This is a genomic window from Delftia lacustris (assembly GCF_040267515.1).
In the GTDB taxonomy this organism is placed as follows: Bacteria; Pseudomonadota; Gammaproteobacteria; order Burkholderiales; family Burkholderiaceae_C; genus Comamonas; species Comamonas tsuruhatensis.
On sequence record NZ_CP141274.1, the window covers coordinates 6,720,813 to 6,735,119 of the forward strand.

Here is a 14,307-nt window from a genome sequence, read left to right on the forward strand (position 1 = left end):
TGCTCCCGAAGAACATTGACAGCCCAGGCACTACCATCCATTCATTTTTCCAGCAGCAGCTTCCACTCGAAATGCGTAGTTTTTTGGCCATCAAAGGTAGAAACAGATTTATCTATCAAGGCCCGCGAAAACAACTTTCCAAGAGACTCGACTTCTTTCTCCGAATAGCCATGAAGATGGTATGGCGTCTTATTTCCCAGATTATAGCTTTCCTCCCCCGCAAATAGGAAAAAGGCTTCACCGCCGATCTTCAGTGATTTATGTACCGATTCCATAATCCGATGTGCAACTTCTAAACCGACAACCTCCAGTACGCCCACGCATATAACCAGATCAAGACTTGAGGGCAGCTCATTGATGGTTTCTGCAGATTCTGCACGAAGGTTGGCCGATAGTCCATCCGCCAGCAGCCGCAGCCTCGCTGCATTCACCCCTTGATCGGAGATATCTGTGGCGCTCACCCGAAAACCTTCACGAGCCAAAAACCAGGTGTTGACGCCATTGCCGCACCCCAGATCAAGCACCTTGATGGATTCTCGATCTCCTCGCTGCGGCCAGCGCTTAAGGCAATACTTGATAACCTGATTATGTGGATAATTTGGAGCACTTGTGGAATTCCAAATATTCCACATTTCGATATTATCAGATTTCATGAGATTGCCTTTTGTCAATTTTCTCGGTTCACAATCCTGAACTCTGAATAAACTTGAACATCAATTCGGCATGGATCCAGTCTTCAGGAGTGTCTATATCCTGAGATCTGTGTCGCGGAATTCTAATAGGCATGGCCGATGCACAATAGACAGGCTTTTCATCAAGCCACGCGGAAGTACGGCCCCACCAAAATTGAGCTGCATCGTAGAACGCCATCTCCAGATCCTGCGATCGCATATTGAAATTTTCTGGCTGAAACATGTCCACATAACCAGACGTGTCTATACGCAAAGCACGCTGTATAGGAGCCGGAAACTCCGTTACAGGAAATGCATAATCACATTTGCTTTGCTTTAGACATTTCAGCCCGACAATCAAATCTTCGGCTTTAATAAAAGGTGCCGTAGCATGAATGCAGCAAACGAAATCTATTGAATGAAAATCCCCCATTACTTGCTCAATAGCGTGCCGTATCACAGGCATGGTTCCAATATGGTTTCCAGATAATTCCGAAGGCCGTTTGAAAGGAGCCGTAGCGCCATGGCTGCGTGCAATATCCGCTATTTCGTCATCATCAGTGGACACTATGACGTGATCAAAACATCCACTAGAAAGAGCCGCCTCGATCGACCATGAAATGATTGGCTTTCCAGCAAAATTTCGGATATTTTTTCGCGGAATTCTTGTACTTCCACCACGCGCAGGGATTATTGCAACATTCATTTCACAGCTCTATCCAAAGCTTCGACCACATGGTCTTGCTGCATATCACTCAATGAAGGGAACATCGGCAAGCTGATTGCCTCTGCATAATACTTCTCGGCCTCCGGAAAATCTCCGAAATCAAATCCTAAATTCTTATAATATGGCTGCAAGTGCACGGGAATATAATGCACATTCACACCAATACCAGCATCTCTTAAATTGTCGAAGACTTCCCGACGACTTTTCCCTATCTCTTTTAATTGCAGCCTGACAGGATAGAGATGATAGGCTGAAAATGCATCGGGGTGCTGCCATGGCTTGGTCACCGGCATCATCGCCAGCAATTCATCATAACGACCTGCAATTTCATGGCGACGGGCGACATAGGCATCCAAGCGGGGCATTTGGCTAATGCCCAGTGCCGCATGTAGGTCTGTGAGCCGGTAGTTGTAGCCCAATTCTATTTGTTGATAATACCAGGTACCATCGCAACCATCCAGCATGGCCGATGCATCTCGGGTAATCCCATGACTGCGTAGCAGAGTCATTCGCCGGGCGATATTCTCATCGTTAGTCAACGCCATGCCGCCTTCGCCAGTTGTAATGATTTTCACCGGATGAAAACTAAAGATCACAATATCGCTATGACGCAGATTGCCTACAGGTCGATTCTGGTATCTTCCGCCAATGGCATGGGATGCATCTTCAATAATCTTGAAATCATACTGTAGAGACAAGGCATGTATGGCTTGCATATTTGCAGATTGGCCACCGAAGTGCACAGGAACGACAATTTTTGGCAACCGGTCCTGGGCCTTGGCTTTTCTCAGTTTTTCTTCCAATAGCTGTGGGCACATGTTATATGTGCGTGCATCTACATCCACGAAATCAACATTCGCGCCACAGTACCTAGCACAATTTGCCGATGCCACAAATGTAATTGGTGACGTCCATAGCCAGTCATTTACACCAAGCCCCAATGCCATGCAAGAAATATGCAATGCAGAAGTGGCGCTATTAACTGCTATTGCATGCCGAGCGCCACAATAATTAGCCACTATTTTTTCAAAGTGCGGAACAGCAGGACCTTGGGTCAGAAAATCTGACTTCAGCACTTTAACAACAGCGTCAATATCTGCCTGAACAATATCTTGCCGGCCGTATGGAATCATGACTTCAACTTTCAGCTTTTTTATTGAACTCAATGATCTGAGGTATGGTCAGAAAATTATCGTTGGAACCTGAATTATATTCAAAACTAGGCTCCACTGGCGCTCCACGCACACCCAATGCATTGATGGCAAAATCATTGCCCCGACTGCTGAAGGTGATTGACGGTCCAATCACATAGTGATCATCAAAATCCAGTGTCAGTCTTGAATCATCTGCTGGGCACATGATCTCATGTACTTTCTCACCCGGCCGGATCCCGATGATTTTGCGAGGAATCCGTGGCGCAATAGCTTCAGCCAGATCAACAACCCGAATCGACGGTAGTTTGGGAACAAAAATCTCCCCGCCAAGCATTCTTTCAAAATTTTTGAGAACGAAGTCCACACCTTGCTGCAGAGAGATCCAAAAGCGTGTCATTCGCTCGTCAGTAATTGGAATATGATCCACGCCTGACTCCAGGCATTTCTGAAAGAAAGGAACCACCGAGCCGCGTGAGCCAACGACGTTTCCGTAACGTACAACAGAAAACATGGTATCTCTGTCGCCTGCCATATTGTTTGCCGCAACAAACAACTTATCAGAGGCCAGCTTTGTTGCACCGTATAGATTAATAGGGTTGGCTGCCTTATCAGTTGAAAGTGCAATCACTTTCTTTACATTGTTCTCCAATGCAGCCGATATTACGTTTTCAGCGCCATATATATTTGTCTTGATGCACTCCATCGGATTGTATTCCGCCGCAGGAACCTGCTTCAATGCAGCAGAATGAATCACATAATCCACATCACGCATGGCCTGAACCATGCGATCCTTGTCCCTGACATCACCGATGAAATAACGCATGCACGGCGCATTGAACTGCTGCTGCATCTCATACTGCTTTAGCTCATCACGTGAATAGATAATTAGGCGACGCGGGGAATACCTCTCCAGAATAGTTTTGACATATTTCTTTCCAAAGGAACCGGTCCCGCCGGTGATAATAATCGATGCGTTATCAAACATAACTCCTCCTGAATTAATATTTTTTTCTCAGCGAAATTAAATCGCTGCAATTTTTCAATGAAGATTCTCTATGCGCAATGAGCACAATTGTTTTTCTTCCTGACAACTCTTGAATCGCCTTGTTCAATGCTTCTTCTGTTTGATGGTCCAGTGCGCTGGTCGCTTCATCCATAAAGAGGACAGGCGGATCACGATACAAGGCACGGGCAATTCCTATGCGCTGACGCTGTCCTCCTGAAAGGCGAATACCACGGTCACCGAGTCGAGTCTGGTAACTATGTGGCAGATCATTGATGATGACATCGTGCACTTGTGCAGCGCGCGCAGCGCGCTCCACCGCAGCCATATCAATGAGTTTCGGATCAACACCGAAAGCAATGTTTTCTGCCACCGTAGCATCCATCAAATAAATATGTTGCGGCACATAGCCAATTGCCTGCTGCCAGGATTTCGCATTATCTTCATTGATTGGAACGCCGTCTACGCAAAGTGTGCCTTGCTGAGGATGCAGCAGACCCAGAAGAATGTCCATCAGCGTACTTTTCCCTACACCGCTAGGCCCGACTATTCCAACCGTGGTGTTGGATTTTATAGAAAAACTAAAATCTTCCAAAACACAATTACTTGACACCCCAGGATAACGATAACTCACATTTTCAAGTTCAATACTTCGCCGGGGAGCAATGGCAACAATATCTCCTGAAGAAGGAGTCAATCCCAAATGAAGATCATTTTCAATATTCTGCAAGGCAGCGCTGGAAAATTTCAGCCTGGCCATGCCACGATAGATAATTTGCACAGCAGGCAATATTCGGTAAGCGGCGAAACCATAAAGCCCTAATGCAGGTAATACGTGAGCAATATCTCCAGAGCGCCATAGCAATGCCAAGGCCACTAAGATTAAACCGGAATACCCCACAGCCTCGACAATATACAAGGGAGAATGGCTCAGCGTTTCTGCAGTTGCAGAGTGCCGGGAGAATTCATGCGCTTCCCGAGAAAAATCACTCAGATAGGCCCCCATGGCATTCGCTACTTTTACATCCTTTACACCATTCAGCACTTCGCTGCTTTTTTGGTAGCGGCCTACATCTGCGGCTTGACGAGCCGCACCAATTTTCACCAATCGCTTTCGAACCAGCAGATAAATGGCTCCATAAAGCAGACTGAGCACCGTCACGATGCCAACCGCCATCCATGGATCGTAGGAAAACACCAAAATCACCATCACCCCAGCAACCAAACCTTGAGCTATCACCATGGAAAGTGGTTGCAAGAGGTCAAAGACAAGCTGATCTACCTCCGAAAGCACATTTTTTGCAAGTTCAGATGGATTTCTTAGGAGGAAAAATTCATAGGGCTGTTGGAGATAAATAAACAGAAGACGTGAACTCAACGATTGTCTCTGCATATGAACAAATCGTCCAACCAAATGGAACGTCAGAGTCTTAAACCCCGATGCCATCACCACGATCAACATCGTAAACAGGCCAAGTACCGTAATGAAAGATGAAACATCATGGAACCCACCATTAACATAGGCGATCTGAAGCCACTTATTTTCCTCAATTACTCCTGGTCGTGCTAACACAGAGAGAAATGGAGCAATTGACATTACTCCAATTGTTTCAAGGCATGCCATCAGAATTATCAAGAAAAGCATGGCAAGTGCTTTACGTTGTTGTGGTGGGGTGAAAAGTCGCCAGACTTTTTTTAGAACGGCTTTCATTCTTCACTCAATTTCGGGGGGAGTATAATATTCAACCTAGCCTTTTCAAAGCTGATGCGACTCTGGTCCATCATGATCTTTCTATGAATTTTGATAATTGTCAGAGCTTCGAATTTTCCTCTTGCCCACAATTAGAATCAATAGCAATTTTGGGCTTCAATGATATGATGGTATTGGCGTATCTTGATACTCTATCCAGATACACCGTGGGCTGATCATCCATTGCTCATCAAAACGTGAGTGGCATGAGACAACAAGCCAAAATCAGGCAGCGATAACATTGCCACCCTCTTGCACCCGGCCACGTGTATCCACCAATATCCGTGCATGCCTTGCAAAAAGCGAATAATCAAAATCATCATGATCCGTGGCCAGCACAACGCAGTCGTAGCTTGTCACACTCTCGGAAGTCAAAGGCACTGACTTCAAGTCAAAGTAATAATCCCGTTTTTGTGGGAATACCGGCACATGCGGATCACTGTAATCAACATGTGCACCCTTGGCCTGCAGCAAATCCATGATCTCCACGGCCGGTGATTCCCTTGTGTCATCGATGTTCTTCTTGTACGCAAGCCCCAGCACCAGAATACGGCTGCCCTTGATGGCCTTGCCTCGGTCGTTGAGCGCGTCGGCAACCTTGCCCACCACCCAGTGCGGCATGTAGTGGTTGATTTCACCGGCCAGTTCAATGAAGCGCGTGTTCACGCCATATTCACGCGCCTTCCATGTCAGGTAGAAGGGATCGATGGGAATGCAGTGGCCGCCGAGGCCGGGGCCGGGTCGATAGGGGACAAAGCCGAAGGGCTTGGTGGCAGCTGCATCAATGACTTCATGGATGTTGATACCCATCTTGTCGGCCACGATCTTCATCTCGTTGACCAGTCCGATGTTGACGCTGCGGTGGATGTTCTCCAGCAGCTTGGTCATTTCAGCCGCCTTGGTGCTGCTGACGGGCACCATGGTCTGGATGGCATGTTGGTACAGCGCCATGCCCAGTTCCAGGCAGCTGGCAGTGCTCCCTCCGATCACCTTGGGGATGTCCTTGGTACCGTAGTGCGGGTTGCCAGGGTCTTCGCGCTCCGGAGAGAACACCAGAGCGCAATTGGCGCCAGGCGCCAGTCCACGGCTGCGCAGGCGCGGTGCCAGCACTTCGTCCGTCGTGCCGGGCCAGGTTGTGCTCTCCAGGCTCAGCAACTGACCTTCGCGCATGTGAGGCAGCGCCGCCTCCACCGTGTTGATGATGAAGCTCAGGTCGGGCTCGCGGTGAACATTCAGGGGCGTGGGCACGCAGATGATCAAGGCATCGATTTCCTTTGTGCGTCCGAAGTCCGTGGTGGCCTCGAAGCCCTGCTCCAACGCACGCCCGATCTGCGCGTGAGTGATTCGTTCAATGTAGCTGCCGCCATCGCCAAGGGTACGAACCTTGGTTTCATCGATGTCAAAGCCCAAAACCTTGATTCCAACCTCGGCGAAGCGCAGGGCAAGAGGCAGACCTACATAGCCCAGTCCATAGACACCTACGCGCACAGAGCCATGGGAGATTTTTTCCTTGAGGCTTCCAAGAGTTGAAGAGAAATTAATGCTCATTGAGTTTGACATGGTGAACTTGGTAAATCAGGGTGGGAATGGCCGGCACCAATGGCTTTATCAGCCAATCAGGAATTACGCCCATGATCCGGGTTCCCAATTTACCAGGCCTCTCTAATTCCAAGGTTTTCCGCAATGCCTGGATGCACATGTTCTCAAATGATAGCCCACAGCCAGAAATCATTCTTTCCAGAGTCTTCATTTCCAAAGGTTCACAGTCATAGAAATCCCCTTTCCCCATCATTCTGAGGTAAGGTGTGCGCCAGCTCCGCGGAAGCCAGCTCAGGAATTTCAACTGATAATGTGGCTCTTTCAGCATCCAGCGATTGGGAACCGCAATATATGCTTTTCCATTCTTGCGCAAGACACGCGCTATTTCCGCAAGATGTTCTTTCTGGAAATTCTCTTCCCCAACATGTTCTATGACATGATTGGAAATGACCAGATCGAATTTCTCGGGATCGAAAGGCAGCTTGACTCCTTGGACCTGGATATATTCATAACCTTCAAATATTTGCCGATTATCAAAAATATCAACAGCCACCACTTCACACTGCAGAGATGAATGCTTTCCAAAATAATTAGCTATCCATCCCGAACCCGTTCCAATCTCAAGAACTTTCAGAACTCCCTTGTGATCTGAAAGATTGAGCAGAACTTCTATTTTTCGTGCCTTTTTATGTCTTGACAGTATATCCAGGGCCGCATGAGGCTGCCGCGCCAAATCAGTATTCATGAACTCCCCTCCCTTTTCTCATCTGATGATTTATCAGGTCTCGGCAGCCCTGGCTTCGCTATGCGACGAAACTGCCCGATTTCCCGCCATGCTTCTCCAACACCCTCACCCCCTCCATCACCATGGCCTTGTCCACCGCCTTGCACATGTCATAGATCGTGAGCAGGGCAACCTGCACGGCCGTGAGTGCCTCCATCTCGACCCCCGTGGGCCCCACCGTTTCCACGGTGGCCGTGCAGCGGACGGCGGGGGCACCGGGCAGGAACTCGAAATCCACCGCCACCCTGGTCAACGCCAGCGGATGGCACAGCGGAATCAGGTCACTGGTCTTCTTCGCTGCCATGATGCCAGCAATGCGCGCAATGCCCAGCACGTCGCCCTTCTTGGCCGTGCCGCTCTGGATGATGGCCAGGGTTTCGGGCTGCATGGTGATGCGGCCTTCGGCGACCGCGATGCGGTGGGTTGCGGGCTTGGCGCCGACATCGACCATGTGGGCCTGGCCCTGGGCATCGAAATGGGTGAGGGAAGACATGGAAACTCCTGAAAATGCACGGGCCGCTCTACGCCAGTCCTGACACGCTGGTCAGTCCTGCCATGAACGTTCGGCGAACCGAGGCATCATAGTGGGGTGTTCCACCGCCCCGTGACTATGCACGGGCCCGGCCCCTTGGTTCTTACCTGCCCATGCGCCCATCACGCCTGAAGACACGTATCGCCGTCGGCCTGCAGTTGCTGGCGGCCTCTCTCGCCATCGCAACGCATGCACCCGCACAGGCCCAGTTGCGCCTGCCCACGCTGGGCGACGGCGCGGCCACGACGACCAGTGACGAGCGGCGCCTGGGTGACCGCATCATCCGCTCGCTGTACCGCGATCCGGACTACATCGACGATGCGGTACTGCAGGAATATGTGGAAGGCATCTGGCAGCACCTGGTCGATGCGGCGCGCACGCGTGGCGAGCTGTCGGACGAGCTGGAAGAGCGCTTTGCCTGGGAGATCCTGCTGGGGCGGGACCGCTCGGTCAACGCCTTTGCGCTGCCCGGCGGCTATCTGGGAGTGCACCTGGGACTGATCGGCGTGGTCAGCACGCGCGACGAACTGGCGTCGGTGCTGGCGCATGAGCTGAGCCACGTCACCCAGCGCCACATTGCGCGGCTCATTGCCCAGCAGGGCAAGCAGACGCCGCTGATGATCGGCTCGATGATCCTGGGCGCCCTGGCCGCCAGCCGCAGCCCGGATGCCGCCATGGCGATGATGATGGGCGGCCAGGCGCTGGCCGTGCAGAACCAGCTGAACTTCTCTCGCGACATGGAGCGCGAGGCCGACCGCATGGGTTATGGCTTGATGGCGCCTGCGGGCTTTGCGCCGCAGGGCTTTGTCACCATGTTCGACAAGCTGCAGCAGGCCAATCGGCTCAATGACAACGGCAGCTGGCCCTATCTGCGCAGCCATCCGCTGACCACGGAGCGCATGGCCGACATGCATTCACGCCTGCCGCGCGGCGTTGCGCCCGCGCCCGCCCCTTCCCTGGAACACGTGATGATGGCCGCACGGGCCCGCGTGCTGTCGCGCCCGGGCGTGGACGTGCTGCGCCAGTGGGCCGAGCTGCCGCGCTCCACCAGCTTTGGCAGCCAAACACCGACCCAGCAGGTGGCACAGTTGTATGCCGCCACGCTGAGCGCCGTGCAATTGCGCGATTGGGCCGAGGCGCGGGAAATGTCCGGGCGCCTTCAAGCAGCCACGGCCGCCGATCCCGGCGCCCTGCGGCAGGCCAAGCTGCTGCAGGCCGAACTGGAGCTGACAGCCGGCAAGCCCGGCGCCGCGTTGCAGGCGTTGCCACCGCTCTACCTGCCTGCAGCCGCACCTGCCCAGGCCAGTCCCACGGAATCCGTCCCCGCCAAGACAACGGAAAGCGGCCCCAGTCTGGCCACCGTCAATGTGGTCGAAAGCCGCGCGGTGCGCCGGCCCGAGCTGCTGATGCGCACACAGATCCTGCTGCGCGAGCAGGGCGCCGCCAGCATGGCAGGCCCGCTGCAGACCTGGGTGACGGACCACCCGCGCGATGCCAGCGCCTGGCAACTGCTGGCCCAGGTTCAGCGCTCTCAGGGCCAGGAGCTGCGCGCCCTGCGCGCCGAGGCCGAGGCCCAGGTCGCGCACTACGACTATGCGGCCGCGGTGGATCGCTTCAAGGCAGCGCAGGAACTGGCCCGCAAGGGCGGGCCCAAGGTGGATTTCATTGAAGCCTCCATCGTGGACACGCGGCTGCGTGCCGTGGAGGAGCTGCTAAGGGAACAGGCGCGCGAGAAGTGACTCGATGGCCAGGCCCAGCAGCGAGTAGATGAGCGCGCCCAGCATGGCCGCCCAGAAGCCCGCGACATGAAAGCCGCTGAGCAGGCCCGAGGCTGCCCAGAACATCAGTCCGTTGACCACGAAGAGAAACAGCCCGACCGTCACGATGGTCACGGGCAGCGTCAGCACCACGAGGATGGGCCGCAGCACCGCGTTGAGCAGGCCGATGACCAGCGCCGCGATCATGGCCGAGCTGAAGCTGTTGACCTGCACGCCGCCATAGAGATAGGCCACGACCAGCAGGGCACCGGCGCTGAGCAGCCATTTGATCAGGATTTTCATGCGGGCAGCATAGCAGCAGCCGGCAGATCCGGGTTGAGGCGGCGCACTGGGAACCGTGGACCGGAGAACTCCATGAAAAACGGCATCCCGTTTTCCGGGATGCCGTCCTGACAGTGATCGCCTGACCAGAGCAGCCAGGCAGATGCCAGCCTTTAGACCATCGCTTCCTCGAACACCAGGCCCATCAGCGCGCCGATGGCCGCCAGCGTTCCCGGAAGATTCCAGCGCCGACCCAGCGGGGCTGCAGGCGCCACGGCTGGGGCCGTGGCTTCCTGCTTGGGGCGGCGCGCATCGACGATCTGGGCCGCGCCATGCTCCTGCTGGAGCTGGGCCACCAGTTCGGCCAGCGGCCCCTTGGCCAGCACCGGCGTGATTCGGCCTGCACTGTCACCGAACACCGGCAGCAACTGGGCAAACAGCTTGTCGGCCCACTTGCCGCGCCAGCTTTCGCGTGCGCTGTGGCTCACCCATTTGCTGACACGGTGGGTTATGCGCGGTGCGCAGGCCACCAGCAACCAGTGCGAGGACTGGGCCTGCGGCGAGGCGGCCAGGGCCTGGACCAGAGGCAGGGCGTAGGAAGCGTCATCCACGTAGACGATGATGGGGTTCAAAGCAAGTCCTTGTCGAACTGGGTTTGCGGGGTGGGACAGGCGGGCGGTCAAAGCCGCCCTTGCACTGGATTGTCGCGAATCGGCGCGGGAGGCCAGACAGGCCAACCCGGCGCCAACCTCAACTTTTCAGGAAATCAAGCTCCGTGGGCATCCGCCTTGGGAGCAGGACGGCGCGAAGCGATGTACTTGCCCAGTGCCAGCACCAGCAGGGCTCCGAACACGCTGGCACCGTACTTGAGCATGTCGGTCTGGGGCAGCTTGACCATCCAGTCCCACTTCTCCGTATTGGCGAAGACGGGGTCGGTGACCAGCATGCCGCCGGCAATCCAGCCCAGCAGCATGCCGCCGGCCACGATGATGATGGGGAAGCGCTCCATCAGCTTGATCACGAGCTGCGAGCCCCAGACGATGATGGGGATGGAGATCAACAGACCCAGCACGACCAGCAGCAGCTGGTGCTCGCCCGAGCTCTGTGCGGCGCCGGCGATGGCGATCACGTTGTCCACGCTCATCACCAGGTCGGCAACGATGATGGTCTTGATGGCCGCCAGCAGCTTGTCGCTGCCCTGGATGTTGTCATGGCCATCTTCATCAGGCGCAATCAGCTTGATACCGATCCACACCAGCAGCAGTGCGCCGACAAACTTCAGGAAGGGCAGCGCCAGCAGCGTCATCGCGAAGGCGATCAGGATGACGCGCAGGATGATGGCGCCAGCCGTGCCCCAGATGATGCCCTTCTTGCGCTGCGCGGGCGGCAGCTTGCGGCAGGCCAGCGCGATCACGACCGCGTTGTCCCCGCCCAGCAGGATGTCGATGATGATGATTTGGCCCAGGGCCACCCAGAACGGGGCGTGAGTCAGAAAGTCCAAGTCCATAAGGTCCTCGCTGTTGAGTACGGCCGGCGGGAACTCCTCCCTCCTGGAGAAACACCCACCAGCACAGAAAGACCGATGCGACGACACAGCGCCTACCCGGGCAAGGACATGCCTGGCTCAGGGGAGAACACCTTGATCGACCGTCATCAGGTCCATCAAAGGTCTTGCTCGGCTGCGGTATGCACCGCAGCCCGGAAGGCCGGAAGCTTGCGCTTCGTATTGACGACCATTCCGATGCCGGCGCGGTGGCTTTGCAACCACCCCTGCCGGCAGAGAGCTACTCCCCTTCGAACCTGCGGATTGCAACACAAAGCCGCTGCGGCACGCAAGTGAAAAAACCCTTCAATTCCACGGAAAGCACAAGCAACACATCCCGCACTCCTTTTATACATCTGCCCCCAACGCTTCACTATTCATAGCAACCCTGAAGCTGATGGAGTGTTGCAGCAGTGCCCGGCCGAGGACTGGCATGCGCCTTATCATCGCTGTCCCTTCCCCTTGCCCGTCCATGACCGCACTGCACATCACCGATATCGAAGCCGCCATCAACTACTGGCGAGAGCGCCACCCGTCCCCGGACGGCGTGCTGCTGCAGCCCGAAGTACGGGCCCTGGCCGAGGTGTACGCGCTGATGATCTTCTGGCATGAGACCGAAGTGCAGGTTGAGGGCTTTCCCTCGCACGCCATGGCAGCCTGGCTGGCCTGGTACGACACGACCCCCGATACGCCCTGCATCGCCATCTGCTCCACCAGCCAGGGCGACGAGAAATGCAAGGGTTGTGGCCGCAGCTTCGACGAAGTGCAGATGTGGACCGCCATGGAGCCACCACAGAAGCGTGCCGTATGGCGCAGGATCACGACAGAAGGCGACTCCTGGCGCTTTACCCGCTATGCAGAGCGTGCGGCCGAGCGCGCGGACATATCGCGCAAACCCAGCTGATTGCCGTATATCGCACCGAACCAGTGCGATGTTGCAGGCGGCCTAACATCAGTCCCCATGCTGCAGACCGCCGCTTCCAGCCACCGCCGCCCCCGCCCCTGCATGCGCCTCACGGCAAGTGATGCGGGGAGCACGCGCGTGCCGGCCGGCAAGGCCTGGCCTGCCACGGCCGCTCGCCTGCGCGAGCGCGATGCAGCGCGGCTGAACATCGGCCCCAGACAGGCCGCACGGTCTTGATGCGCTGCCCTGCGCGGAACCGGGCAGCGTCGCTTCACTGAATCCGCTCTTCTTGCGCCGCCTTCACCTTGAAACTGAAGGCGGTTGGGTTTTCACGCGTCTGCCGGGCCACAAGGCCTGCCGACAAAGCGAGCTTTGCCGTGACCTGTCTAGCCTTTGCCCCAGCCGGGCCCTCGTTTTCCACCCTCTGGCGCCATCTGCGTGATGCCGTGGCGCATCGCGCCTCGGCCCGCTTGCGGCCGCACCACGTCACCGAACTGCGCATCGACGTGATGCAGCCGCTGGTGGAGGGCGAGCTCGAAGCCATTCATGAGCGCCTGTACCAGCCCGGCAACAAGCTGCACGGCCTGGAGCGACGTCCGCTTCACGATCCGCAGTTCCAGCTGCACTGGCGGGAGGCCGACGGCGAATGGTTTGCCTACGTGGAGGATATGGAGCGGCGCTGCCTGGCCGGCTACACGGTGTTCAATCGCCTGGTCGAAGTGGACAAGCGCACCGACCGCCGCGTGCGCTCGCCCCATTCGCGCTTTGCGCCGGACTACCAGCGGCGCGGCATCGCCAGCGCCGTCTACCGCAGCGTGCTCGATACGGGCACCTGCCTCGTCAGCGGCGCACGCCAGTCGCCGGGTGCCCACGGCCTGTGGAACCATCTGGCGCGCAGCTATGACGGCCGCTATGTGGGCATCACGGAGAGCAAGTCGCTGATCCATCTGGGCTGCAATGTGCCCGACGATGTCATGGACCGGCTGTCCACTCGCCGCATGCTGCTGGGCGCGGGCTGGACGGTGGAGTCCTTCGCCCAGGCCGTCCGGATGCAGTTGCCTGACTGAGACAGTGGCTTGCTTGGGCCAGTGCCCGGCTACTTCCAGCGCAGCGGCTCGATGAAGACCGTGCCTAGATTGCTGCTGAGCGTCAATGCGCCTTCCTGGATGGTGGCCTGCAGTTGCATGCTGCGCTCGGCCAGCTCCGCCAGCGACTGGGAGGTTTCGGAGGGAATCCGCCAGACCTGCAGCTTGTTCAGTCGTGCCAGCTTGCCTTCCAGGCCTTTCCACCAGACTTCCGCCGCATGGTGGAAGGCGTAGAGCACTACGGCATCGGACTTGTTGCATGCCTTGGCGATGGGCTTTTCCTCGGGCTGGCCGACCTCGATCCACAGGCGCTTGGCTCCCGTGAAGTCGGTCAGCGAGACATCGGGATCCTCGGGATCGGACAGGCCCGCGCCAAAGGCCAGCGTGCCGTCGCCGTTGCACATGTCGCTGAGCTGGTGGGCATTGAGGGCCAGGGCCACAAGGCGCACCATCATGCGCTCGTCCGTTTCGCTGGGATGGCGAGCCAGGGTCAGCGCATGGTCGGCGTAGTAGCCGTGGTCGATGTCGGCGATGGACAGGTTCGCCTTGAAGATGGTGGATTTGAGGGCCATGAGA

General features: G+C 56.0%; 16 protein-coding genes. 4 read left to right on the plus strand and 12 right to left on the minus strand.

Features of this window, described 5'->3' with window-relative positions; translation table 11 throughout:
• Window positions 1–41 precede the first annotated feature (41 nt).
• From U6958_RS32210 to moaC, 8 genes are all read right to left on the minus strand, one after another.
• The gene (locus tag U6958_RS32210; protein WP_083393560.1) at window positions 42–653 is read right to left on the minus strand and encodes a bifunctional 2-polyprenyl-6-hydroxyphenol methylase/3-demethylubiquinol 3-O-methyltransferase UbiG; all 612 of its coding nucleotides are present in this window, start codon (window positions 651–653) and stop codon (window positions 42–44) included.
• Window positions 654–681: 28 nt separating this feature from the next.
• Complete coding sequence (pseF, locus tag U6958_RS32215) at window positions 682–1,377, minus strand: pseudaminic acid cytidylyltransferase (protein ID WP_074920897.1); 696 nt, start codon at window positions 1,375–1,377, stop codon at window positions 682–684.
• Complete coding sequence (gene pseC, locus U6958_RS32220) at window positions 1,374–2,531, minus strand: UDP-4-amino-4,6-dideoxy-N-acetyl-beta-L-altrosamine transaminase (protein WP_074920898.1); 1,158 nt, start codon at window positions 2,529–2,531, stop codon at window positions 1,374–1,376. Before pseC ends, pseF begins: the two co-directional genes overlap by 4 nt.
• Window positions 2,532–2,535: 4 nt before the next feature.
• Window positions 2,536–3,537, minus strand: coding sequence for a UDP-N-acetylglucosamine 4,6-dehydratase (inverting) (gene pseB, locus U6958_RS32225; protein ID WP_074920899.1), 1,002 nt, complete (start codon window positions 3,535–3,537; stop codon window positions 2,536–2,538).
• 13 nt (window positions 3,538–3,550) lie between these two features.
• Window positions 3,551–5,266: an ABC transporter ATP-binding protein gene (locus U6958_RS32230; protein WP_074920900.1), complete on the minus strand. Its 1,716-nt coding sequence runs from the start codon at window positions 5,264–5,266 to the stop codon at window positions 3,551–3,553.
• A gap of 264 nt (window positions 5,267–5,530) precedes the next feature.
• Entirely contained in the window at window positions 5,531–6,853 is a 1,323-nt protein-coding gene (locus U6958_RS32235; protein ID WP_074920901.1) for a nucleotide sugar dehydrogenase, read from the minus strand.
• Entirely contained in the window at window positions 6,843–7,589 is a 747-nt protein-coding gene (locus tag U6958_RS32240; RefSeq protein WP_074920902.1) for a class I SAM-dependent methyltransferase, read from the minus strand. Before U6958_RS32240 ends, U6958_RS32235 begins: the two co-directional genes overlap by 11 nt.
• Window positions 7,590–7,647: 58 nt before the next feature.
• A complete protein-coding gene (gene moaC / locus U6958_RS32245) occupies window positions 7,648–8,121 on the minus strand; it encodes a cyclic pyranopterin monophosphate synthase MoaC (RefSeq protein ID WP_074920903.1) in 474 nt (157 codons plus the stop codon).
• A 152-nt stretch (window positions 8,122–8,273) separates the two neighbouring features.
• On the opposite strand from moaC, the gene U6958_RS32250 reads away from it, so the two are divergent.
• Complete coding sequence (locus tag U6958_RS32250) at window positions 8,274–9,899, plus strand: M48 family metalloprotease (RefSeq protein WP_016454243.1); 1,626 nt, start codon at window positions 8,274–8,276, stop codon at window positions 9,897–9,899.
• Here U6958_RS32250 and U6958_RS32255 read toward each other — a convergent pair.
• From U6958_RS32255 to U6958_RS32265, 3 genes are all read right to left on the minus strand, one after another.
• Window positions 9,873–10,220 carry a phage holin family protein gene (locus tag U6958_RS32255; RefSeq protein WP_012202791.1) on the minus strand — a complete coding sequence of 116 codons (348 nt, stop codon included), beginning with the start codon at window positions 10,218–10,220 and terminating at the stop codon, window positions 9,873–9,875. The genes U6958_RS32250 and U6958_RS32255 overlap by 27 nt on opposite strands.
• Window positions 10,221–10,372: 152 nt before the next feature.
• Complete coding sequence (locus tag U6958_RS32260) at window positions 10,373–10,831, minus strand: hypothetical protein (protein ID WP_016449386.1); 459 nt, start codon at window positions 10,829–10,831, stop codon at window positions 10,373–10,375.
• Between the two features lie 134 nt (window positions 10,832–10,965).
• Window positions 10,966–11,706, minus strand: a complete 741-nt coding sequence (locus U6958_RS32265) for a TerC family protein (protein WP_016449385.1) — start codon at window positions 11,704–11,706, stop codon at window positions 10,966–10,968.
• A 508-nt stretch (window positions 11,707–12,214) separates the two neighbouring features.
• Between U6958_RS32265 and U6958_RS32270 the strand changes: the two genes are divergently transcribed.
• The 3 genes from U6958_RS32270 to U6958_RS32280 all read left to right on the plus strand — a co-directional run bounded on the left by U6958_RS32270 (window position 12,215) and on the right by U6958_RS32280 (window position 13,713).
• Complete coding sequence (locus tag U6958_RS32270) at window positions 12,215–12,646, plus strand: DUF3717 domain-containing protein (protein WP_047474569.1); 432 nt, start codon at window positions 12,215–12,217, stop codon at window positions 12,644–12,646.
• A gap of 57 nt (window positions 12,647–12,703) precedes the next feature.
• A complete protein-coding gene (locus tag U6958_RS32275) occupies window positions 12,704–12,883 on the plus strand; it encodes a hypothetical protein (protein WP_016449383.1) in 180 nt (59 codons plus the stop codon).
• Window positions 12,884–13,023: 140 nt separating this feature from the next.
• Window positions 13,024–13,713 (plus strand): hypothetical protein, encoded by a 690-nt coding sequence (locus tag U6958_RS32280; protein ID WP_043790902.1) that lies wholly within the window; start codon window positions 13,024–13,026, stop codon window positions 13,711–13,713.
• 29 nt (window positions 13,714–13,742) lie between these two features.
• Here U6958_RS32280 and U6958_RS32285 read toward each other — a convergent pair whose 3' ends face one another.
• Window positions 13,743–14,303, minus strand: a complete 561-nt coding sequence (locus tag U6958_RS32285; protein ID WP_017404069.1) for a YaeQ family protein — start codon at window positions 14,301–14,303, stop codon at window positions 13,743–13,745.
• Window positions 14,304–14,307: the final 4 nt, after the last annotated feature.

Excerpts from the sequence above, each read along its gene's own strand:
- U6958_RS32210 (WP_083393560.1), bottom strand. The coding sequence starts at position 653 with ATGAAATCTGATAATATCGAAATGTGGAATATTTGGAATTCCACAAGT.
- pseF (WP_074920897.1), bottom strand. The coding sequence starts at position 1,377 with ATGAATGTTGCAATAATCCCTGCGCGTGGTGGAAGTACAAGAATTCCG.
- pseC (WP_074920898.1), bottom strand. The coding sequence starts at position 2,531 with ATGATTCCATACGGCCGGCAAGATATTGTTCAGGCAGATATTGACGCT.
- pseB (WP_074920899.1), bottom strand. The coding sequence starts at position 3,537 with ATGTTTGATAACGCATCGATTATTATCACCGGCGGGACCGGTTCCTTT.
- U6958_RS32230 (WP_074920900.1), bottom strand. The coding sequence starts at position 5,266 with ATGAAAGCCGTTCTAAAAAAAGTCTGGCGACTTTTCACCCCACCACAA.
- U6958_RS32235 (WP_074920901.1), bottom strand. The coding sequence starts at position 6,853 with ATGAGCATTAATTTCTCTTCAACTCTTGGAAGCCTCAAGGAAAAAATC.
- U6958_RS32240 (WP_074920902.1), bottom strand. The coding sequence starts at position 7,589 with ATGAATACTGATTTGGCGCGGCAGCCTCATGCGGCCCTGGATATACTG.
- moaC (WP_074920903.1), bottom strand. The coding sequence starts at position 8,121 with ATGTCTTCCCTCACCCATTTCGATGCCCAGGGCCAGGCCCACATGGTC.
- U6958_RS32250 (WP_016454243.1), top strand. The coding sequence starts at position 8,274 with ATGCGCCCATCACGCCTGAAGACACGTATCGCCGTCGGCCTGCAGTTG.
- U6958_RS32255 (WP_012202791.1), bottom strand. The coding sequence starts at position 10,220 with ATGAAAATCCTGATCAAATGGCTGCTCAGCGCCGGTGCCCTGCTGGTC.
- U6958_RS32265 (WP_016449385.1), bottom strand. The coding sequence starts at position 11,706 with ATGGACTTGGACTTTCTGACTCACGCCCCGTTCTGGGTGGCCCTGGGC.
- U6958_RS32270 (WP_047474569.1), top strand. The coding sequence starts at position 12,215 with ATGACCGCACTGCACATCACCGATATCGAAGCCGCCATCAACTACTGG.
- U6958_RS32275 (WP_016449383.1), top strand. The coding sequence starts at position 12,704 with ATGCTGCAGACCGCCGCTTCCAGCCACCGCCGCCCCCGCCCCTGCATG.
- U6958_RS32285 (WP_017404069.1), bottom strand. The coding sequence starts at position 14,303 with ATGGCCCTCAAATCCACCATCTTCAAGGCGAACCTGTCCATCGCCGAC.